A 22,183-nucleotide genomic window follows, 5' to 3' on the forward strand; every position below is an offset into this window, starting at 1 on the left:
ATTGGTACCGGTGGTCGGACTTGAACCGACACGCTTTTAAAGGCAACGGATTTTGAATCCGTCATGTCTACCAATTCCATCACACCGGCGTGTTAGGTGATAATGTATTTGCTGCTAAACATTATCGAATTGGGCTACAGGGTTAGCTGTATAGGCTGCATATTATAACAGCCTAATTTTGAGGGTCAAGAATTATTTATCATAATCGTACTATTTTTGCGGTGACCGCTTAATAAACAGGTGTTCAGCTTAACCAACGAAGGCACGCTCAATAGTATAGTCTGCTTGTACGCCCATACGTGGCGAGACTGTCAGGCCAAAGCCATCTAAAATTTCTGATACTTCAGCATTAAAGGGCATGCTACCGCATATCAGAACGCGATCATCTTCTTTATTCATAGGAGGTAGACCGATATCATCGAAGAATTTACCCGACTTCATCAAGTCGGTAATACGACCGGTATTTCTAAAGTCTTCGCGGGTAACGGTAGGATAGTAGATGAACTTTTCGCGAAAGTCTTCGCCAAATATTTCATCATTCGGTAGCTCATTTTCGAACATATTACGATAAGCCAGATCATCAACGTGGCGGACACCGTGTACCAAAATAATTTTTTCAAAACGCTCATACACTTCTGGGTCACGTGCTAGCGCCAAAAACGGTGCCAGTCCGGTGCCGGTTGACAGCATATATAGGTTCTTACCTGGTAATAAATCATCTAATACTAAAGTGCCCGTTGGTTTTTTACTGACTAATAACTCGTCACCAACTTTGATATGTTGTAGACGAGAGGTCAAAGGGCCATCAGGAACCTTGATAGAAAAGAACTCTAAATGTTCCTCATAGTTAGGACTGGCAATCGAGTAAGCGCGTAATAGAGGTTTGCCATCAATAACCATACCAATCATCGCAAACTCGCCGTTGCGAAAGCGTAAGCCATCGTCACGTGTGGTTTTGATGCTAAATAGAGCGTCGTTCCAGTGTTGAACCTCTGTGACCGTTTCGGTGCGAAGTTTTGACATAAAGTCCTCGTTGATTAGTCGCTATCTGCGGCAATAAATTGGGGTTAATATTAAATTGAGCATCTGTATTGAGTTAAAGATATTAAATTAAATAGACTAAGTTAAAGGCCTATCATGCTAGGTCTAAGACTTTGAGCAAGGTTATAAGGCGATATTTAAATTTTACAAGGTGCTAACAACAGTAATAGTGCATTGAGCTAAGTCAGTATTTTATAAGTGATTATTTTAATCCAGCTATTTTAACATGACTACGGGGCTTTATAAGGTCGCAATGATGTCTGTAAAGTCAAAGTACCGTTCTAATCATTATGACTCTAATTACAATCATGCTGCTAACTACATGTTGCTAACTAAAAGTATGGATGCAAGCTATTCTCAATAAACATCTTCGTTCATAATAACAAACTTTAAAATAAAAATCCGCCAAGCAAGGCTCTCGTAGCATGATAATATGGAATATCGTTAGCGGATAATTGTGTATGGTTTGATTGGCCTGTCTCTTATAGACAGTTTACGGTTCTAGGAGTTGGTTTATGTCTTGTCATGTTGCACCGATCATTGGCTATCATCGTGCGCCACTATCACAGAAATTTGGTGCACCAAGGCAACCGAATCTAGTAGCCCTGAATAGTGTGATTGAAATGATTGCGCCTTATGATATGCCAGTGGCATTTGTAGGATTAGAAGCCTTTAGCCATATTTGGATCAGCTGGCAATTTCATCAAAACCATATGACCAAACAAACAACCAAACATATAAATAAACCAAGCGATTTAGATAAAGCAAGCCCCATAGCTGAAGTAAGCACACCAAGCGAGACTAACTTTCGCCCACAAGTGAGACCGCCGAGGTTGGGTGGTAATCAAAAGATAGGGGTGTTTGCCAGTCGCAGTATGTATCGCCCATCCGCTTTAGGATTGTCGGTAGTCAAGTTGGAACGTATTGAGGTAGTAGAAAGGCGAGTGCTATTAATGATTAGTGGCGCTGACATGATTGATGGCACCCCGATTATTGATATCAAGCCTTATGTCGCCTACAGCGATGCTCATATTGCTGCAGACAGTGGCTTTGCAGCGCTAGCACCAGCGCCATTAACCGTGACAATGACTGAGCTGGCCCAACAGCAGTGTAGACAACTAATCAACACAGGGCAGGCTAATGACAGTAGTAATGATAAACGCACGACTGTGGCTGCCGTTATAAATCAAATACAACAGCAGCTGATAGACTCTGATCTTGAACACATTAAAGCGTTAATCGCGCAAGACCCACGTCCCGCTTATCGTCGCAATGAGCCAAACAGTCTGTTTGTCATGCGCTATAAATCTATTGATGTGAGTTTTCAACAGATAGCAGAAGGACAGCTACAGATAATAGCGGTTAAAGAGTTGGATTGAATCGTACTTATTTCATATTAATGACTATTGATCCTAAATGGACGCAGTAGAAACGTGGTCTAAAAACCTTGCTTGCGCCTTCATTGCCATAATGGTCTTGAAAAACCTTACGACTAAGGCAATAACTATTAACTAAGAATATTTTTTATTAATATATTTTCTATTGAAGAGATCATTTATGTTTACTGATAGCCATTGCCATCTTAACCGTTTAGATTTGACTCGTCACGATGGTGATTTAGCTGGGGCAATTGCCGCCATGAAAGACGCTAATGTCACACGTGCGATGGCGATTATGTGTGATTTTGCTGAATATGATGAGATTGCTACTATTGTCAGCACTTATGGTGATGAAACTTTAAATTTGGGTATGAGTGTTGGCATTCATCCGTGCGAAGATATCGCGGTATTGCAATCAGCGACTGTAGAGCGTTTGGTGGCGACCGCCAATGCCGATCACGTATGGGCAATAGGGGAAACAGGGTTGGATTATTATTGGTCGACTGACAATAAGAACGAGCAACAGGCCAGTCTTGCACGTCATATTCATGCCAGCCAACAGCTAAAGAAGCCAATTATCGTCCATACTCGTGAGGCCAAACATGACACCATCGATATCCTAAAAGCGGAAGGCGCTGAGCATGGCATCATTCACTGCTTTACCGAGGACTGGGAGACCGCTAAAAAAGCACTTGATTTGGGGTTTTATATTTCATTCTCAGGGATTGTCAGCTTTAAAAGCGCGCAAACCATACGCGACGCGGCGCAAAAAGTCCCTAGAGATAGACTGCTGATTGAAACAGACAGCCCTTATTTAGCACCCGTTCCCAAACGCGGTAGATCTAATGAGCCTGCTTATGTGCCGTACGTCGCAAGTTGTCTAGCAGATTTGTACGGCTATAATGTAGAAGAAGTTGCGGCATTGACTGCAAAAAACTTCGAGAATTTACTAGCACAGTACCACTAAAATCGTTATGCTATGACCAATCAGTCATTTATTTAAATTACTCATTAAGCTGTTAAGTATCCATAAGATACAAGCGAGTGCAGTAACTTGTTATAGTTATTTTATGATTGCTTCATAGTCATCGCCAGAACGCTATTTATTGTACTGTCTATCGTACTATGGCCATACGCTTAATTTTGTCAGATTCTAGGAGAAAGCATGAGTCGTCAACACCAGTTCAAAGCACGAGAAGAGAATATCTTAGCGATGGCTGAGCAACTATTACTTGAATCGGGCGATGGTGATATCACTTTGGACAGTCTAGCAGACCAGCTTGATTTGGCCAAAGGGACATTATATAAGCATTTCTCCAGCAAAGATGAGTTATATCTGCGTATTATTCTTCGTTACGAAGAGCAACTGTTTGAGATCAATCGTATTGATGACAGTCCATCGGCAGGAATCGTAAGGGTGATTTTTCAGCAGCTATTGAATCCGCAAAAAGCCATGCTCCTGAATCAAATCGAAGAGCGCCTCGCGGCATCGGTAACTGGTCTTAATCGCTTGTTCGGCGAGCTGTATGATATTCGTCGCCATCGCATGAAGCGCCTGATTGAAATCATTAGCGTTTATTTAAAAGATGAGCGCAGTAGTCTGAGTACCCGAGATTATTTATCTTCTATTTGGGCTATGGGTCAGGGCGGTGCAGGTCTATTGAACTCTAGCTTTTATCAGCGTTATTTAGGTCGCCGTGACACCCTGCGTTACGCTTTTGTCCAACAGATGCTAGCGTTGCCTAGCCATTATCCTGCTGCTGATGAAGAAGTCATGGATGAAGACATGCAAGAGTTGGTAGAGCAGATTGAAACGGAGTCAGAAGAACATCGTAACGCTAACTATTAGCAGCGTTCATTAGAGTATTCTATACCTGTTGCAAAACGGCAGTGTTTAAGCACCCAAAATGTTTAAAGGCTGACCGTATCTACTCATCGCTCTACATACTACGATATAATAATAGGGGGAGCATGCCAGTCACTGCCAAGACTCAGTCCAGCTCAGTGGCTGCTTGCCCTTCGTGTCTAGTGAGCAGCGAGGTGTCTCACCTCAATAAGAATAAGCCTATAAGTCTTAGCTTATCTCAGTTTCGTTTTTATTTTCCCCATAACTCTCCAGTAAATCATTATTACGTACTACCTCCTCAAATACTGTTTTTTCAGCGACCGCCTTCTCGAATACTACCTTCTCCAACATTACCCTCTCCAACATCATCTTCTCAAAAATTATCTTCTCAGACATCATCTTTAAGGCTAATACGATCAACAGTCAGCCATTCGCAGGCTGGTTTCACACTGGTTGAAATTGTGGTGGTAGTGGTTATTATATCTATATTCGCGGGTATGATTAGCTTATCAGTCGGTAGTAGCGAGTCCCGTAAAAATCGCGCGTTTTATGAACACCTCACTGACTCGCTCAGCTATGTCCGGCTATTATCTGCTGAACGTATGCAGCCGATGGGACTCAGTTTGCAGGTAGATAAGCAAGGTCAAGTGACCCCCGTCATTGTCACCTTATCAAACCCTTATATTGCTTACCAAACGACTGGTAATCCCAATAACGCTGACAATACGCCCAAAAATGCGATGGAGCTATCGGCAGATATGTCTGGTGCCAATGAAAGGCAATCACCAACCCCCAGCTGGGATCTTGAGCCTGCAGTCACTTTACCAGAAATGCCTGCTGGCGTTAGCCTGAGCATTCAAAGCTTAGAAGCGGTTAATAACAGCAGTAATATGAATAGTACAAATGGCGCAGTAGAGACTAGAGCATTGCAGCCTTGGTTTACCGCTCAAACAGTACCACAAGTATTATGGTTCGGTACGGGACAAGCCGCGCCAGTGACTATAGAGGTACGGCATCAGTCGCGCTTAGTTGGTGAGGTGATTACTATCATGCCTGACGGCAGTACTGTGATAGGGCAAGGGTTATGACGTTACTATTTAAATATAAAATTAAACGTGAAACTAAACTCGAATCTGAGTGTGATATTAAGCTCGAAACTAACTTTAAAACTAGGCCGAAAGCTAATCTAATCACTCAGCCAACAAGCAATCATTTGGCAGCCCCTTCTTTATTAGCACCAAAGCGCGAGAGCGGGTTTACTCTGATTGAGGTAATGGTAGCGCTGGCTATCTTAGCCGTGGTCGCAGTCGCTGCTAGCCGTGCTAGTAGTGCTTACTTAAATTCAGTTGATGTATTAAGAACGCGAACGCTGGCGCACTTTGTAGCGCAAAATGCTGCGGCTGATTTACGCATTCAAGAAACCTGGCTCACTGCTGACAGCACACAGACCGTCAATGCTCAAGGTCGTGACTGGCAGGTGGCCATGACCGTTGTGGATACTCAGACGTCGGCGTTAAAAAAGGTAAACATTAGGGTCGCCCCTGTGATGGACGGTCAGACGCGCACGACTGTTACTGATCTTGATGTGATGCTCAGTAACGCTGAACAAGATGTGGGTAGTTTGGATCTGGGTCGCTCAAATGCAAATGGCGGCAAGCCGTGAGATTACAGCGTGGTTTTACTCTACTTGAATTAATGGTAGCAATGTCGATATTTGCGATGCTGGCAGTCGCTGGTTGGCAGGTATTTGACAGCGTTAATCGGGCCCGTGAGCGCGCACAATATCATGCTGACAATTTGGCAGTATTGCAATACGCCTATCTACAGCTACAGCAAGATATGGGACAGATTGTTGCCTATCAAGCACCTGATGCTCAAAACGCGAGTAATAACACTATTAATAATAGTGGTAATAACAGCGGTAATAACAGTGGTAATAACAGTTCTAATAATGCTAATAGCAATAACGCTAGCAGTAATCAAAGTTCGGCCATCGCGGCTAAGCCACTTATGACTCTTGATGGCGAGCACGTTAGTTTTGTAAGATTTGCTGATCCTGATCCGCGGTATCAAAGTAGCATCAGTGTTCAGCGTGTTGAATATATCTTTGCTGATCAGCGTTTAATTCGCCGGCAATACACTAGTATTCAAGGTGGTCGTGATGGTGTCAGCCTCGACAGCGTATTGCTTGACGGAGTAACTGCAGGGCGCTGGCAAGCCTACTTACCAGAAATAAGTAGCGAATTTCCTAGCACAGACAGCGGTAATAATAATAATTTTAGTATAGCACTAGGACAAATAGCCAATGATAAACCTGAGACCATCCTTTTACCTAAAGGTATTGCGCTCAATTTTACCTATCAGGATATGCCTATAACGTGGCGATGGGCACTTGCTCCGCAATCGTTACCGTAGAATAATATTATGAGCAACAACACCAAAAGTAGCGTTTAAAATGCGCCAACCCATTAATAAAAAGAGCCGCTTATGCCCATGACACCGAACTCTCAACGCGGTGTGGCGCTATTGACTATTTTATTATTGGTCGTCAGTATTACAGTGGTCGCAGGGGCGATGCTGGCCAGTCAACAGATTGCTATTCGTCGTAGTGGCTTATTATTTAACCAAGACCAACTGCTACAAGACATTAATGCAGGACAGCAGCTGGCGGTAACGGTGATTCGTGCTGATAATAAACTCAATGATACTGATAGCGCTCAAGATATTTGGGCGCAGCCGCTACCGCCTTACACTTTAGGTAACCATACTATTGCTACTGAACTGCGTGATGAAGCCAGCCGTTTTAATATCAATAATTTATATCATGATGGGGCAGTGGATATTGCGGCTCTAGCCGTATTTCAGCGCTTATTAACCCAGTTAAACCTCGAAGCTGATATTGCGATTGCTGTGCTTGATTGGCAAGACGCGGATAGCGAGATCTATAAAGATGGTGGGGATGAGAGTGTGGTTTATGCTCAGCAGACAAGTAGTGTTGCAAATGAAACGCTACCTAACCAACCCTTAGTCAGTGTAGAGCAGCTACAAGAGATTCGCGGGGTCAGCGCTGAGGGGTTAGCAACCTTGCGCCCTTATATTACCGCTGTGCCCTATTATTTACCTATTAATGTCAATACTGCAAGTCCTACGCTACTGGCAGCATTAATGGATGGCACTACTGCGAATCAGATGCAAGCGCTTACTGATTTGCGCGTTAAGCAGGCCATAGGGTCTATTGATGATTTATGGCAACTGGCACCCTTGAGCGGTTTGGAGGATGAGCAGCGTCAAGCGCTTAAGCCGCTACTAGCCGTTGATAGCCAAGCGTTCATGGCGCTCATTACCGCTACAGATGACTCAAATATTGACGAGGCGAGGCAGCGCTTTGCAACTGTATTGATTAGCAAGATCAGTGCAGACAACAACATAAATAACGTTGGTAATGGTGCTATCAACAGTAATAACGATATTAACAACAGTAGCAATAACGATAATAGTAATGCAAATAGCGGCGCTAACGATAGCAGTCAGCAAAGTGACAGTCCTAAGGTTGTTAAAGTGGTCGCACAGCGCTTATGGGCATTCCGACCTAGCTTCTGAATGACCTACCCAGTGATTATCTTGAGTGGTACTGGCTTGAGTGGTACTGGCTTGAGTGGTACTGGCTTGAGTGGTACTGGCTTAATTTTTTAGGCTACAGCTGTTAGAAACCCCTTTTCAATGTACCAACTGCATACGCCAACAAGACTAAAAATAAATGCTATTCATCAGTCAGTAGGGTTTCTTCGCTCGATTTCCAGTTATAAGCACCATAAAATAGCATTTGCGCTTGGCGAGTACAGTTGTGTAGCATCACATGTTTTTTGTCTTCAATTTCTGCCAAGTCGATTTCGTCATCATGATCCTCAGAATAAGTCAGCTCCAACCAATCAATAATCCAAGAAAAGAACATATTTACCCCAGCCTCAGAGAGTAGGCGACGGTCGTAGGTATTGATGTGAGCAAAGGCTGGCTGTAGTGCTAGGTCTTCCCCCAAAATCTGACCATGCATCTTTACCAGATCGTTAATAGCTTTGCGCACTGCTTCTGAACCACCAAAACGTTCGCTGACCAAAAATTGCCAATAGTATGGCTGTTCGCTAACTGTGTACAAAAATAGCTGAATGCTCTTAGCAATTTGCCGATCAAAGCTACGTTTGCGGCCAATTTGTAGGCTATCACGTAATATAGCTAGGGTATTGCCCAATTCTTCAACCACTAATGCCTTGCCAAGCGACTCCATATCATCAAAATGACGATAAAACGCGGTCGGCACAACGCCAACCTCGCGCGTTACTTGTCGAAGACTAATAGAGCTAAAAGACTGGCCTGTCATACATAAATCGAGCACCGCATTGAAAAATGCATGCCGAGTTTGAAGTTTTTTTTGTTCGCGACTGCTCATAATAGTTCAACATTACCCGGTAGATGTTTATCATACTCATTTCGCTGCCAAAATACGAATGAAATACGTAGCTGTAGCAAGTAGAGTGGTTTTTATAACTGACTTAAGCCTTGCTTCGCCCATCATCTAAACCATTGTACCCCAATGGCCTTGCAACTCTTGCGCCAATCTATAAGCCTCGTGGTCGTTCATACTTGTAATAAAATCTAGAATATTTAAAATATTATGATAAATATTGTCTGATAGCACACGCTGGTGTTCGTCAAGATGTGGCTGTAGCAAGATTAGCAGACGTTGTTGCTCAAACGATTTTGGCGTAGTAGCAAGGGCGGTCCATGCCAGTGGCATAAAGGCGTCGAGCAGCCGATGCAAGCATTGATTGGCCATCAGCTCCACCCGTACTTTACTTGGATGATTGAAAATTTTCTCACGTGCCAGTTGCTTGGCCTGGCTGATACCGCGTCGCACGGTAGGCTCACAATGCGTAAATAAGCTACCGGCGAGTGTCCCTGCCAGCATGGCATCTGCATTAGCAACAAAAGCATCGGTGACAGTATTGACTAGGCGCATCATTGCCCGCGCCCGTAGCGATGCCAAACTTTGTCTAATAGACATCTGTGGCGACAGAGTGATAGTAGCAGGGCGTTCACCAATCAGCTCATAAAGGATACTGGCCACATCCGTATAACTGAGCATATTGAGGTGAATACCATCTTCTAAATCTATTAGTGCATAGCAAATATCGTCTGCTGCCTCTAATAAATAAGCCAGCGGATGACGCGCGAAACCATCATGCTGCTCTGAACGAGGTAAGTGTAAACAAGCGGCTAACTTTTCTAACTGCACCGCTTCACTATAAAAACAGCCGAATTTTTGTAGGTTTTTTTGTACGTTAGGCGCTGGTTGTTGGTGATTACTATTACCATTGGACGTATCAATAGGGTCTTTAATATTAGTATCAACAGCAAGCTCATTACTATGAATGGCCAGCCACGGGTACTTCATAAATGCGCCCAAGGTCGCACAGGTTAGGCGCATACCACCTACGTCGGGATGATGCTCATTGCGTACTAACAATCTAAACCCTTGAGCATTGCCTTCATACGCCAAGAGATCCAGCTGCTCATTGGTACTAAGGTGCCGTAATACCGATTTGCGCTCGGGGTGCATAAACCAGTCGCGAATCGCATATTCTCCAGCATGGCCAAAAGGAGGATTGCCGATATCATGCGCCAAGCAAGCCGCTTGCACGATCACGCCAACATCAGCGGGTGTGACGCCCGCCGGCAAGCCATTGGGTAATTTGTCATGCAGCTTTTCTGCTGCCATCATCCCTAATGAGCGCCCAATACAGGATACTTCTAGTGAATGAGTCAAGCGCGTATGAATGCCCAATTGATTGGTCAGGGGATGCACTTGGGTTTTTTGATTGAGCTGGCGAAATGAGTGTGAAAATACCAAGCGGTCATAGTCTTTATGAAAAGCGCTCCGAGCAGTGTCTTGTGCGGGCATTTTTTTATTACTACCCAAGCGCTGGGCGTTAAATAATCGCGCCCAATGGTCACTAGTGTTATGCGGCTTATCAAAATGAGCGCCCATAATTCATATTCCATTATTGTGGTTTTGTTAAAGTGCTACGCTGGTTTTGACTCTTTCTTCTGAGTTTTTTATACAGCTGTCATACCTACTATAGGCGGTTTACTTTAAAATGGATACCGTGTGGCCAGAAGCGATTTTTATCTAGCCTTAACGCTATACTAAAATCAGGCGCACAAAAAAGCCAGCAACGAGGCTGGCTGGTTAGTAATTAGATTTTAAGGCCATTTAAATAAAAAGACTGTCAATAAAAGTACTGTCAATAAAAGCAATAATAAACGCGTCGTCAAATCAGCAGGGAGCTTAGACGTTAAAGCGGAAATGCATCACATCGCCATCTTGTACGATATAAGTCTTGCCTTCTAGACGTGACTTACCGGCAGTAGCTGCGCCTTTTTCACCGTTATGTTCAATAAAGTCGTCATAGGCGATAACGTCGGCACGAATAAAACCGCGCTCAAAGTCAGTATGAATCACGCCAGCCGCTTGCGGAGCAGTCGCGCCAATAGCAACGGTCCAAGCACGTACTTCTTTAACCCCAGCGGTAAAGTAAGTCTGCATATCGAGTAAGTCATAACCACCACGAATGACTTGATCAAGACCCGCTTCTTCCATATCCATAGCTTCTAAGAAGTCTTGCTTATCGGCTTCATCAAGCAGGGAAATCTCAGATTCGATTTGATTGCATAGCGCAATGACAATAGATTCGTCGCCAGTCGCATAGTTACGTACCGCGTCAAGATACGGGTTATTCTCAAAACCATCTTCACTAACGTTGGCAATATACATAGTTGGTTTTAGGGTAATCAAACCATAGCTTCTTATGAGCTTTTTCTCATCGGCATCAAGGTTTGCGGCGCGCGCTGGCTGACCTTCAGCAAGTAATGGTTCGATTTTTTTGAATACATCAAGCATTGCTGCCGCGTCTTTATCGCCGCCTTTGGCTTTTTTAGTTAAGTTAAAAACAGCACGCTCAACGGCGTCTAAATCAGCCAGGGCTAATTCAGTATTGATAGTTTCGATATCATCAATCGGGCTGATGCGGCCATCGACGTGTACGACATTATCATCATCAAAGCAGCGTACGACATGCGCAATAGCATCAGTTTCACGGATATTGGCTAGAAACTGGTTGCCCATGCCTTCACCTTTTGAGGCACCGGCGACTAGGCCTGCAATATCAACGAACTCCATGGTGGTCGGCAATACGCGCTCAGGCTTGACGATATCCGCCAGCTTTTTTAGGCGTAGATCGGGTACTGGCACGATACCGGTATTGGGATCTTTGGTACAAAACGGAAAGTTTTCAGCGGCGATTCCCGCTTTGGTCAAGGCATTAAATAAGGTGGATTTACCCACATTTGGTAGGCCGACGATACCGCAGTTAAAACCCATAACAGTCTCTCAATCAATTAGTATAGTGTGAAATAAATTAATATAATAGGGAATAAAAATTGGCGCTATTGTAGCAAACTTTACTCTAATATGGGGAAGGTTGTTATAGATTGCTACAATAGCCTGCTAACAATAAAATCAGCATGGTATTAACCATCAACCTTGTTAATCGTCCTGATGTCGTGCTTGTGCTTAGTTTTTTTATAACGCTGCGGTTTAACAGTAATGTTGTTTAACAGTCCTATTTTGAACTTACTAACACCAACAATTAATAGTTTTTGTGTGATTAAGTTCTTGTACATTTTAGTAGTCAAGCTAGGTGTTTACATTATTGTGGTAAGCTATCTATAGGTCATTATCGAGCGTGCTTGCGGATGGTAGCTACATTAAAGTCAGCATTATCCAAAATCATGACGAACCGCCGGTTACTCTTTTAAATTAGTTACTTTTTTAAACCAGTGATAATAATAAGTCGCGCTAAAAATAATATGAAAGGCAATATTTAACAATGAATACCACAATTTTTGATACTCGCGATTATAGCTATCCACAAAACTTCGTTGATATGAAACCCAAGCTTGAGCGCTTATCGCAGGCGATTAAAAAGTTAGAAGCAAACTTGATTGATGCTGATTCTGAGTTATTGAGTCAAAGGCTCAGTGCTGATCTAGGCTTGACAGTAGATTATGCCCGCGAGCTAAATCCCAATCAGCTATTAGCTGCTACCACGATTGCTAGCAAGGTACTGGTTATAGCGGGAGCGGGGTCAGGGAAGACTAAAACTTTAACCTACCGCACCAGTTATTTGGTAGAAAATGGTGTGCCGCCCAGTCAAATCTTACTATTAACCTTCACCCGAAAGGCAGCCAATGAGATTAAAAGTCGTGCCAAAACCTTGCTGGCAGGCAGCCTCCCTAATGACAATCGACCGGATGACAGTTCAAACAATAGCAAAGCGCTAAATGATATTGCTAGTGGTACTTTTCATTCGTTCTGTAACATGCTGCTGCGCCAATATTCAGGCCTACTCGGTATTAATCCACGGTTTACTATCTTAGATACCGCGGATGCAGAAGACGCCATCGATCTTATTAATAAAGAAAAGAAGTATCCCACTCAAACCAATAAGCAGGCTTTTCCGCGTAAAAAAACCTTACAAAATATTATCTCAACTTCCAGAAACAGACGTGTCCCTATTCGTGATCTAATTGAAAGCAACTATCCTGATATCGCGATTCATATTCCGATCATTGAGCAATTGGCAATCGACTTTCATGACTATAAGCGTGCCAATCATCTGTATGATTTTGACGATATTATCAGCCAGGTAGTGCGTCACCTAAAGACCAACGACAAATTTCGCCAGCTGCTACAAAAGACCTATCGCTACATCATGGTCGATGAGTATCAGGATACCAACATTCCACAAAAGCAGCTGATTGATCTGATCTGCGCGCCTGCAACGGTATCGCTAATGGTGGTCGGTGATGACAATCAAAGTATCTATGCTTTTCGCGGGGCCAATTATGAGAATATTTTATTGTTTGGCGAAACCTATCCAGAAGCCAAGCTGATTAAGTTGGAGCAAAACTACCGCAGCACCCCAGCAGTCTTAGACTATATCAATGCTTTGTCAGAACAAATTACTTTGGGGTATCAAAAGCAGCTCTATTCTGAAGCGGCTACTAAAGGAGGGTTTGAAGGACAAAAACCTACCTTTTGCCGTCTAAGTGACGAGAGTAAAGAGGCTAAGTATATTGCTGATAACATTATCAAACTCAAATCAGAGTACGATTATGACGATTTTGCCGTACTGTGCCGTACCTCGTTTCAGTCCAACTATGTACAGCTAGAATTTATGGAACGTAATATTCCTTTTATCGTGGTTGGCGGTATTAGATTTATTGAAAGACGGCATATCAAGGATGTCTTGGCATTTGTCAAAGTGCTGTATAACCCTAATGATACTATTTCGTGGCATCGTATTCTAACCTTGTTTAAAGGGGTGGGGGCGGTAACTGCGACCAGACTTACCCAAGCTATCAATGCGGATAATAATTCGTTTGAGCCGCTACTTATCCCGTCATTTACCAAAAAAAGTCCGCAACTTGAGCCGTTATATACCCTGCTCAGTAAAGCTGATCAAGTAGAATCTGTTGAAGAAATTATCGAGTTGATTCTTGAGTTTTATATTCCCATTTTGAAGTTTATTGAAGACAATTGGCGTGAGCGCACAGAAGACTTTCGGGTACTTAAAAATCTAGCACAAGAACATAACAGTCTGGATAAATTTTTAGAGAATCTGGCACTTGATCCGCCTAATGACTCGGTCAGTGCCATGGGTCAGCCTGATGATGGCAGTAGTGAAGATAGGGACAAAGTAACCATCTCGACCATTCATAGTGCCAAAGGACTGGAGTGGCCGATAGTATTTGTAAACTCGTTAGTGGATGGCATGACGCCGCACTACCGATCTTTAGCTAATTTTGAAGAGTTAGAAGAGGAGCGTAAGTTGTTTTACGTCGCTTGCAGCCGCGCTAAGACTAGATTATATTTGACCGCGCCTGATTACTTTTCTAGCTACTCAGGTTACTTTGATAAGGTATCTAGATTTATCGCTGAGTTGCCTGCTGATAAAGTGATGGTCGAAAAAGCAAAAAACTCCATGGAAGAAAGTGATGATCCAGTGTGGTGGTGAGTAACTAGTCTGTGCGTGATCGCTAGTAAGTGTACATTACGCTCGATATAGAAAGATATAAAATTGAGGAAGCGTAGGCGTGTAAGGTGGAATGTGATTTATTGCAGGCAATATAGAACCATCCTTTAAAATAAATCAGCAACTTAAAGCAAAACCAGATCATTGTTAAGCGGTTTGGTCTTGCGTTACGGTATGGCTATCAAATGTAATTTTCTACACTATTCCTTCTAATTTCCTTTCATGAATTTATCATAAATAAAAGTAATGGATAACAAAAAAATCTGTTAGATAGTAGTTTAATATTTGTCATAATGGCGTTACTATGGCCTTAATATTCAAGGTTCTATATCCATATCAAAAAAGGTTATGCTATGCGCTACGAAGCTATTGTTATTGGTGCGGGTATGGTCGGTACATCGACTGCTTGGCATCTACAAAAAAACAACTCCAAAGTTCTACTGCTAGACAGAAAGCTACCGGGACTCGAGACCTCATACGGTAATGCGGGATTGATCCAGCGCGAAGCCATTCATACCCATCCTTTTCCTCGACAGCTAACAGAATTGGTTAGAGTCATGCCCAATCGTGGTACTGATATTCGTTATCGAATACCAGCTATTCTACGTTATCATCAAGCGCTACTACAGTATTGGAAGTATTCTACGCCAGCCTCGGTCAAAAAAATAGAAGCAGAGTGGCAGACCCTGATTGCGCATTGTACTAGCGAGCATCAGACTATGATTACCGCTTCAAACGCCGATGAGCTGATTAGACGTGATGGCTGGCTGCAACTACATCGTTCTGAAGAAACTCTGAAAACGGCTGCCGCTGCCGCTATTAGTGATCGCGAGCAAGGGGTCGAACATAAAGTATTGACCATTGCTGAATTAAAAGTGATTGAGCCTAATGCTAATTTTGATGGTTTTGTTGGCGCAATTCACTGGCTAAACTCATGGCAAGTATCCAACCCAAGTGCCTTGGTCAAAGCGTATGCTAAGAGCTTTCAAGAGATGGGCGGTGAGATAAAAGAAAGCAATGTGAAAGCGATTACTCCTGATGGAGATGGTTGGAAAGTAATCACCGATAGTGACACTTACTATAGCGATGATTTGGTTATAGCTGCTGGACCTTGGTCTAACGAGTTAATCAAACCGTTAGGATATGACCTGCCACTATTTCCAATGCGCGGTTATCATCAGCACTTTAAAATTACCGGCAAAAACACTATCAATCACAGTATGTTTGACATGGATAAAGGCTTTGTCATGGGGCCAATGCAGCAAGGTATCCGCATTACTACCGGTGCTGAGATGACTACCATGGATGCGCCAAAGAATTTCGGACAGCTAAAAACTGTACTGAAGCTCGCCAAAAAAATATTACCATTAGAGGAAGCAGTAGAATCTGAAGCATGGGCAGGATCACGTCCATGTATGCCAGATATGAAGCCGGTCATTGGCCCAGCTGGCAAGCATGACAAATTATGGTTTGCCTTTGGTCACAGCCATCAAGGCTTTACCTTAGGGCCGATTACTGGGCGTCTGGTTGAAGAGCTGATTCATAATAAGCCATCAACGGTCGATGTTGCACCATTTAACGCCCAGCGTTTTTCTAAATAAGCGGTTACTTATTTAAACTTTTAATACCTAAACGTTAATACAGTAACGCCAAAATAATAAGGACAAACCGTAATGCAAAAGCTGCACAGCAGTCAACGTATGAGCAAAATTGTCATTCATAACCAGACCATTTATTTATCAGGTCAAGTAGGCAATGCTGAAGACGATATCAAAGCGCAAACGTTAACTTGCCTAGAGAAAGTTCAAAGTTTGCTTGAAGAAGTCGGTAGTGATAAATCAAAAATGCTATCAGCTACGGTCTGGGTAAAAAGCATGTCAGATTTTGCCGCGATGAATGAAGTATGGGATAAGTGGTTTGAAGGCATTCAGCCGCCCGCTCGTGCTTGTGGCGAGTCCGCTCTAGCACGTCCTGAGCTGTTAGTAGAAGTGACGGTCATTGCAGCTGAATAACCCGTTAGCCTTATATTTTGTCGTAAAAAAAAGGACCTGATAGCTATTATCAGGTCCTTTTATTATTGGTAGGTGTTATCTTATGAATAGTGGCAGACCATATCTATTAAAACAAATGAAACTTTGTAGACATCTTTTAGCAAATAACATATTGTACTTTGGTATAGTGTACTGGTTCTGAAGTATTATATTTAGCTTTTTAAGGTATCTGAATAGATATCTTTAACCATTTGGGCATGAAGCTGCCACCTAGCTGGTTATTACCTGCCTGCTATATTTTAAGGTATTACTATGAAAACTCCACATGACTTAGTAGCTGCTGCAAAAGCACAAATTAAAGAAGTATCAGTGACGCAGGCAGAAGCTACTTGCCACAAAGTCGACGTTATTATCGATGTACGAGAGCCTGCTGAATATGCTGCAGGTCATATTGAAGGGGCGGTATTGGTGCCTCGTGGTATGCTGGAATTTGTAGTGTCTGATCTGCCGGCTGTTAATGGTACTGATACTTCAATCTTATTATATTGCAAATCCAGTGGACGAGGGGCATTGGCTGCTCAGTCTTTAGAAGCGCTTGGCTATAAAAATGTGGTCTCTGTTACTGGTGGTTATGATGCTTGGGTTGAAGCGGGTAAGCCAACAGTGATGCCAAATGATAACGTTGATTTTGGTTAATAACGCATGTTAACAGTCAAAGTACGCTCTTATTTTAAAGCAAGATTAGTCTTTGTGACGTACTAACACTCTTTATGACGATAATCACATTATGACGATAATCACATCGGCTGACTTTATTACGACGATAAGACGGCGGTAAAATATTATGAGCTGCCCTTAACCATTTTACCTATCTAAAACAGCCTTATTGTTAGGTCATAGATCAGTTGTTAAATGATAGTGTGATAATTATAAACTTAGTAAGTGATTAGCGAACAACGCATAAATAAAAAAGCCCCGCTACTTATCCAGTAGCGGGGCTTTTTTATTGACTGGCTTTATCTCGGAATATTTAAACTATATCGAAATACCATACCTATTCATTACAGAGTTTTTTGACTAAAGTACCAATCGGTATACTCATAGCCTTCGTCAGCACGGCTTTCCGCTTCTTTAGCAGTGCGTGGTGGCGGTACAATGACTGGTTCGCCTACTTTCCAGTTCTCTGGAGTAGCAACTTTGTTGGCATCGCTGGTTTGTAAGGCATCAAGTAAGCGTAAGAATTCATCTACAGATCGACCATTGCTCATTGGATAATAGACCATCGCCCGCAACACACCTTCTGGATCAATAATAAAGGTGGCTCGCACTGCCGAAGTATCACTCGCGCCCGGCTGAATCATGCCATAAGCCTTAGCAACCTGCATGGATAGATCAGCAATAATAGGGAAGGTGATTTCTACACCAAAGTTTTCTTTGATATTACGCATCCAAGCAATATGAGAGTGCACGCTATCAATAGATAATCCCAATAACTCACAGTTCTTAGCACGGAAATCTACCGCTTTATTAGCGAATGCGATAAATTCAGTAGTACATACTGGGGTAAAGTCTGCAGGATGAGAAAATAGTACCAACCATTGACCTTTATAATCGTCCAATGACTTCTTACCGTCAGTAGTAAGCGCATTAAAATCCGGTGCAGGTTGATTAAGCTGCGGAAACTGAATGGCGTTGGTTGGTGCCACGTCGTCTTGGCATGAACAGTTTTCGCGTGCGTGTTGACGGTTTCTCATTGGCTAATCCTTAGTAGGTAATTGAATATAGTAGCTAGTTAAATAATTACAACAGAATCACTATAACATGTTATTATTATAATAAATATTATATGATTAATGATTTTATTGAGTTTTTCTAAACATATTTTGTAAATTACCATTTTTTTATGTACAAATATACCTTTAGTCCTACATTTCAAAATAGGGCAATCAAAATAACCCTGTAGCGGCTGTTCGCCAAGTAGGCTAACTTGAGAGCCGATAACCTTGCAACAAACGGAGAGAAATTATGAAACGAATTCTTATTACTGCACTTACTGCGGCGGTTACTTTCTTAGCAATTGGTTCTGCTTCTGCCGAAGAAACGCGTCATATTAAAGTATCAACACCGCCTTTATTAGTGATTGTCACCTCGGACGACGCTCAAGTGCAGCTGATGTCGATGGTGCTTACTATGCAGTCAGCTCAGCAAGGTGCGGCAACCCATGTATTGCTCTGTGGTGCAGCTGGCGATATGGCCCTACGTGATGCGCCAAAAAGTGTGACTGCTGGTCAACCGCCTATGAATATGAGCGCTCAAGGCCTGATGAAGACGGTTATGGAAAAGACAAAAACTAAAGTTGAAGTCTGTGCCATTTATTTGCCTGGCAAAGGTCTTGATCAATCTGCGCTAATTGATGGTGTGACCGCAGCAGACCCAGCAGCCATCGCTAAACTAATGGTTGACCGAGAAACTAAGATAGCCAGTTTTTAATCAAATTTCTAGCCTTGACAGTAGAGAAACGCTGTTTAGGAATCAATAGCGCAAAGTCTTAACCTGTACTCATCGTCTCCAAAAAAGGCTTTCGTTCTAAAGAAAGCAGTCGTATAACAGGGTATGCACGAAGAAATAAATTTTCATCATACTGCTTGACGGTAATCATCAAACTATATCTGTGTTGGCGCTTTACAGCCTAGGCATCTTCGAACATTCGTACCTTCGTTTGAATGCACCTGGTTTAGACCAACAGGTTTCCAGAAGTTTTGGATAACTGTAAATCATAAAAACCCCCATAAGTTGTGTCCAACTTATGGGGGTCAGTTCATACAAGGAGTTTTTATACTTTATTTTTAGAACGCACTAGGGCAAGATTTTTATTTCAATAACAGTCGTTAATAACAGATTTTAAATTCCTACTCTGATAGATTGAAATATAGAACACCCTCTTTATTTATCTGAACTGTCGCGTCTCTGCACCCCATGCAAAAACCAGTGCATAGAGAACGTGGCCAACCAGCGCGACCCAAGTGGCTCCTGTGAAACCGATAAACGGCGGCAGTCCGATAATCAGATGAGCGACGACGTAGAGCGCGAATACCCATAGCACGATTCCGTAGGCCAAAGCAGTGATTGTCCAGTGAAGCGACGGCATGATTGCCTTCCACATCGGTCGTACGACGATCAGCCAACCCAAGGGATAAAGTATCAAGCCGGTGAGGTAGTGCACCAGTTCAGGGACACCTGTTGGTGCTGCACCGAATACGACCTCGATCATAGTCGTGGGGAGTTTAATGGTTGAGAGCTCGGTAAAACCGAGGATGGGAGACAGCGATGGACCCCAGAAATCAAAGATAACCGTGGCGAGTGCGCCTGCGAACAGTACCGTCAGAATAAACGAAACTTTATTTTCCGAAAATCGTCCAATTGGAGCGTTGTTATTGGTCATAGTGCTTTTCCTTCCTGAGAGCAACTTAATAATGGGATAAATAGCTGGTCTCAGTCAGCGTTCAAAAGGCTTAAAAGCCCTGCGCCACATAACACTGGCTGAGGGCTGGAGTGGACTCTAGTACTCGATCTCGAAGATTGAGACGAGCGACATGAAGGCGTTTGTCACCATGCTGGATAATATACTCCTATTTATAATTTGTAAACACCTTTTCCCTTATTTATCAAGGATTTCAGCTGTTTTATAATATAGCTTGAATACATAAAATATTAGTTAAACTTAATAATTTCAGCTGCTTGTCTATTTATTTGAGAGCTGTATAGTGCGGTCATAAGAGCATAGATTTTATGATCGTAAACTTTGCTGCGTCGTTTAGAATGCGTACTAACGAAATAGGTTTGCCAAAAAAAAGCATGATGAGGCTGCTATATATTAATATTTAAGCCAATCTACTGGTAATTTGTAATAAAATTGGGCAATATGCTGCAACGAAATCGTGTTAGTGGATTCGTTTCAACTTTTCCTCATAATAATGAGGATTGATTTTAATATGGAAGTTACTAGGAAAAACTGTATGAGTTCAATTAACCATGAAGGGCGCGTGCTTCACGAAGGCTTGAGTAAAAAAATAATGTCTGCTGATGAAGCGGCTGCATTTATTAAAAATGATATGAACGTCGGTATGAGTGGCTTCACCGGTGCAGGCTACCCTAAAGCCATACCAGCGGCGCTTGCCAAACATATGGAAGCGGCCCACGCGCGCGGTGAAGATTTTCAAATTGGTCTGTTGACCGGAGCGTCTACTGCTACCGAGTGTGATGGCGTATTGGCTGAAGCCAAAGGCATCAAATGGCGTACCCCTTATCAATCAGAGCCGGCGCTTCGTAAACAAGTCAATGCCGGTGAAGCATATTATTTTGATATGCATTTATCGCATGTGGCGCAACAAAGTACGATTGGCTTCTATGGCGACATGCATATGGCTGTGGTTGAAGTGTCTGGTATTTTGCCAGATGGTCGCCTCATTCCTTCTACTTCCATTGGTACTAGTAATGCATGGTTGGAAAATGCCGATAAAATCATTTTAGAAGTTAACGCCCAGCAAAGCCTAATGCTTGAGGGTATGCATGACGTTTATAATGATATTGGTATGCCGCCGAATCGCAAACCAATTCCACTAGTCACTCCAGGTGGGCGTATTGGCGTTCCGTACTTACATTGTGACCTAGATAAAGTGGTGGCTATTGTCTTAACCGACTCGCCAGATCGCAATAGCAAGTTTGCAGATCCAGATGAAAAATCCAATAAAATAGCCAGCCATATCATTGACTTTTTTCATAATGAAGTCGAAAAAGGCCGTCTGCCAGAAAATTTATTGCCGATACAGTCTGGGGTGGGCAACGTGGCCAACGCAGTATTGGCAGGCTTGCAGAATAGCCCGTTTGAGAATTTGACTGGCTATACTGAAGTGTTACAAGATGGTATGTTGGATCTGATCATGTCTGGTAAAATGACTATGGCGTCTGCTACTGCGCTGTCATTAAGCCCAGATGCGCTTGAAACTTTCAATGCCAATATTGAAGAGCTGCGTGCTCGCATTGTTTTACGTCCACAAGAAATCACCAATCACCCTGAAGTGGCACGTCGCTTAGGTGTTTTGGCGATCAATGCGATGATCGAGTGTGACCTTTATGGTAACGTCAACTCGACTCACGTCATGGGCACTAGCATGATGAATGGCCTTGGCGGTTCAGGTGATTTTGCGCGCAACGCTTACACCTCATTCTTTGTGTCGCCATCAGTGGCCAAAGATGGTGCTATCTCTTGCATCACGCCGATGGTATCGCACCATGACCACACTGAACATGATGTGATGGTAATTGTCACTGAGCAAGGTTTGGCTGATTTGCGTGGCCTCGCACCGCGTCAACGTGCTCAAGCGATTATCGATAATTGCGCGCATCCAGACTATCGTCCGATGTTGCAAGATTACTTTGATCGTGCCTCTACAACGGCTGGCATGCAAACGCCGCACATGCTCAACGAATCGTTATCATGGCATCAACGTTACGTCGAAACGGGCGATATGCGCATTAAGTAAGTGCATATAGCTACTCTGTTGTTAAAAGTAAAGTAAGCAAAGCCAGTAAAATAAAGTGTCCCTTATCTGTATTCAGGTAAGGGACTTTTTTGTGGGTGACAGAAATGGCCAGACTAGAAATAATTTTAGACTTCAAAGATACTAGAGACAGGTATAGTTAAAATACCTTAAAAACGCTATGGTACTGCTGGTATAAGCTTCTTGCAGCCTCTGTCTGCGTAGGCACAGCAAG

At 42.9% G+C, this 22,183-nt stretch carries 19 protein-coding genes and 1 tRNA gene; 13 read left to right on the forward strand and 7 right to left on the reverse strand.

What is annotated here, in order from left to right:
• Positions 1–2: 2 nt before the first annotated feature.
• Positions 3–89: transfer RNA gene (locus H4W00_RS07410), tRNA-Leu, on the reverse strand.
• Positions 90–249: 160 nt separating this feature from the next.
• Positions 250–1,023 carry a ferredoxin--NADP reductase gene (locus H4W00_RS07415; protein ID WP_209956922.1) on the reverse strand — a complete coding sequence of 258 codons (774 nt, stop codon included), beginning with the start codon at positions 1,021–1,023 and terminating at the stop codon, positions 250–252.
• A 533-nt stretch (positions 1,024–1,556) separates the two neighbouring features.
• Between H4W00_RS07415 and H4W00_RS07420 the strand changes: the two genes are divergently transcribed.
• From H4W00_RS07420 to gspK, 7 genes are all read left to right on the forward strand, one after another.
• The gene (locus H4W00_RS07420; protein WP_209956923.1) at positions 1,557–2,420 is read left to right on the forward strand and encodes an SAM-dependent methyltransferase; all 864 of its coding nucleotides are present in this window, start codon (positions 1,557–1,559) and stop codon (positions 2,418–2,420) included.
• 178 nt (positions 2,421–2,598) lie between these two features.
• Positions 2,599–3,387, forward strand: coding sequence for a TatD family hydrolase (locus H4W00_RS07425; RefSeq protein ID WP_209956924.1), 789 nt, complete (start codon positions 2,599–2,601; stop codon positions 3,385–3,387).
• Between the two features lie 198 nt (positions 3,388–3,585).
• Complete coding sequence (locus H4W00_RS07430) at positions 3,586–4,269, forward strand: TetR/AcrR family transcriptional regulator (protein WP_209956925.1); 684 nt, start codon at positions 3,586–3,588, stop codon at positions 4,267–4,269.
• A gap of 407 nt (positions 4,270–4,676) precedes the next feature.
• Positions 4,677–5,354: a prepilin-type N-terminal cleavage/methylation domain-containing protein gene (locus tag H4W00_RS07435; protein ID WP_209959048.1), complete on the forward strand. Its 678-nt coding sequence runs from the start codon at positions 4,677–4,679 to the stop codon at positions 5,352–5,354.
• The gene (gspI, locus tag H4W00_RS07440) at positions 5,351–5,929 is read left to right on the forward strand and encodes a type II secretion system minor pseudopilin GspI (RefSeq protein ID WP_209956926.1); all 579 of its coding nucleotides are present in this window, start codon (positions 5,351–5,353) and stop codon (positions 5,927–5,929) included. The genes H4W00_RS07435 and gspI overlap by 4 nt, the downstream gene beginning before the upstream one ends.
• Positions 5,926–6,681: a type II secretion system protein GspJ gene (locus H4W00_RS07445; RefSeq protein ID WP_209956927.1), complete on the forward strand. Its 756-nt coding sequence runs from the start codon at positions 5,926–5,928 to the stop codon at positions 6,679–6,681. Before gspI ends, H4W00_RS07445 begins: the two co-directional genes overlap by 4 nt.
• A gap of 72 nt (positions 6,682–6,753) precedes the next feature.
• Positions 6,754–7,866, forward strand: coding sequence for a type II secretion system minor pseudopilin GspK (gene gspK / locus H4W00_RS07450; RefSeq protein ID WP_334684909.1), 1,113 nt, complete (start codon positions 6,754–6,756; stop codon positions 7,864–7,866).
• A 160-nt stretch (positions 7,867–8,026) separates the two neighbouring features.
• Here gspK and H4W00_RS07455 read toward each other — a convergent pair whose 3' ends face one another.
• From H4W00_RS07455 to ychF, 3 genes are all read right to left on the reverse strand, one after another.
• On the reverse strand, positions 8,027–8,710 hold the full coding sequence (locus H4W00_RS07455; RefSeq protein ID WP_209956928.1) for a TetR family transcriptional regulator: 684 nt from the start codon (positions 8,708–8,710) through the stop codon (positions 8,027–8,029).
• A gap of 126 nt (positions 8,711–8,836) precedes the next feature.
• Complete coding sequence (locus H4W00_RS07460) at positions 8,837–10,309, reverse strand: deoxyguanosinetriphosphate triphosphohydrolase (RefSeq protein WP_209956929.1); 1,473 nt, start codon at positions 10,307–10,309, stop codon at positions 8,837–8,839.
• 300 nt (positions 10,310–10,609) lie between these two features.
• Complete coding sequence (gene ychF / locus H4W00_RS07465; protein ID WP_209956930.1) at positions 10,610–11,701, reverse strand: redox-regulated ATPase YchF; 1,092 nt, start codon at positions 11,699–11,701, stop codon at positions 10,610–10,612.
• Positions 11,702–12,209: 508 nt separating this feature from the next.
• On the opposite strand from ychF, the gene H4W00_RS07470 reads away from it, so the two are divergent.
• The 4 genes from H4W00_RS07470 to H4W00_RS07485 all read left to right on the forward strand — a co-directional run bounded on the left by H4W00_RS07470 (position 12,210) and on the right by H4W00_RS07485 (position 17,104).
• Positions 12,210–14,399, forward strand: coding sequence for an ATP-dependent helicase (locus H4W00_RS07470; RefSeq protein WP_209956931.1), 2,190 nt, complete (start codon positions 12,210–12,212; stop codon positions 14,397–14,399).
• Positions 14,400–14,770: 371 nt separating this feature from the next.
• Positions 14,771–16,018, forward strand: a complete 1,248-nt coding sequence (locus H4W00_RS07475) for an NAD(P)/FAD-dependent oxidoreductase (protein ID WP_209956932.1) — start codon at positions 14,771–14,773, stop codon at positions 16,016–16,018.
• A gap of 72 nt (positions 16,019–16,090) precedes the next feature.
• Positions 16,091–16,429: a RidA family protein gene (locus H4W00_RS07480; protein ID WP_209956933.1), complete on the forward strand. Its 339-nt coding sequence runs from the start codon at positions 16,091–16,093 to the stop codon at positions 16,427–16,429.
• A 291-nt stretch (positions 16,430–16,720) separates the two neighbouring features.
• Positions 16,721–17,104: a rhodanese-like domain-containing protein gene (locus H4W00_RS07485; protein WP_209956934.1), complete on the forward strand. Its 384-nt coding sequence runs from the start codon at positions 16,721–16,723 to the stop codon at positions 17,102–17,104.
• A gap of 365 nt (positions 17,105–17,469) precedes the next feature.
• Here H4W00_RS07485 and H4W00_RS07490 read toward each other — a convergent pair whose 3' ends face one another.
• The gene (locus H4W00_RS07490) at positions 17,470–18,162 is read right to left on the reverse strand and encodes a peroxiredoxin (protein ID WP_209956935.1); all 693 of its coding nucleotides are present in this window, start codon (positions 18,160–18,162) and stop codon (positions 17,470–17,472) included.
• Between the two features lie 271 nt (positions 18,163–18,433).
• Between H4W00_RS07490 and H4W00_RS07495 the strand changes: the two genes are divergently transcribed.
• Positions 18,434–18,898: a hypothetical protein gene (locus H4W00_RS07495; RefSeq protein WP_209956936.1), complete on the forward strand. Its 465-nt coding sequence runs from the start codon at positions 18,434–18,436 to the stop codon at positions 18,896–18,898.
• A gap of 457 nt (positions 18,899–19,355) precedes the next feature.
• Here H4W00_RS07495 and H4W00_RS07500 read toward each other — a convergent pair whose 3' ends face one another.
• A complete protein-coding gene (locus H4W00_RS07500; RefSeq protein WP_209956937.1) occupies positions 19,356–19,850 on the reverse strand; it encodes a hypothetical protein in 495 nt (164 codons plus the stop codon).
• Positions 19,851–20,424: 574 nt separating this feature from the next.
• Here H4W00_RS07500 and H4W00_RS07505 point away from each other — a divergent pair.
• Positions 20,425–21,951 carry an acetyl-CoA hydrolase/transferase family protein gene (locus H4W00_RS07505; RefSeq protein ID WP_209956938.1) on the forward strand — a complete coding sequence of 509 codons (1,527 nt, stop codon included), beginning with the start codon at positions 20,425–20,427 and terminating at the stop codon, positions 21,949–21,951.
• Positions 21,952–22,183 lie beyond the last annotated feature (232 nt).

This window comes from Psychrobacter sp. PL19, from assembly GCF_017875835.1.
Classification (GTDB): Bacteria; Pseudomonadota; Gammaproteobacteria; order Pseudomonadales; family Moraxellaceae; genus Psychrobacter.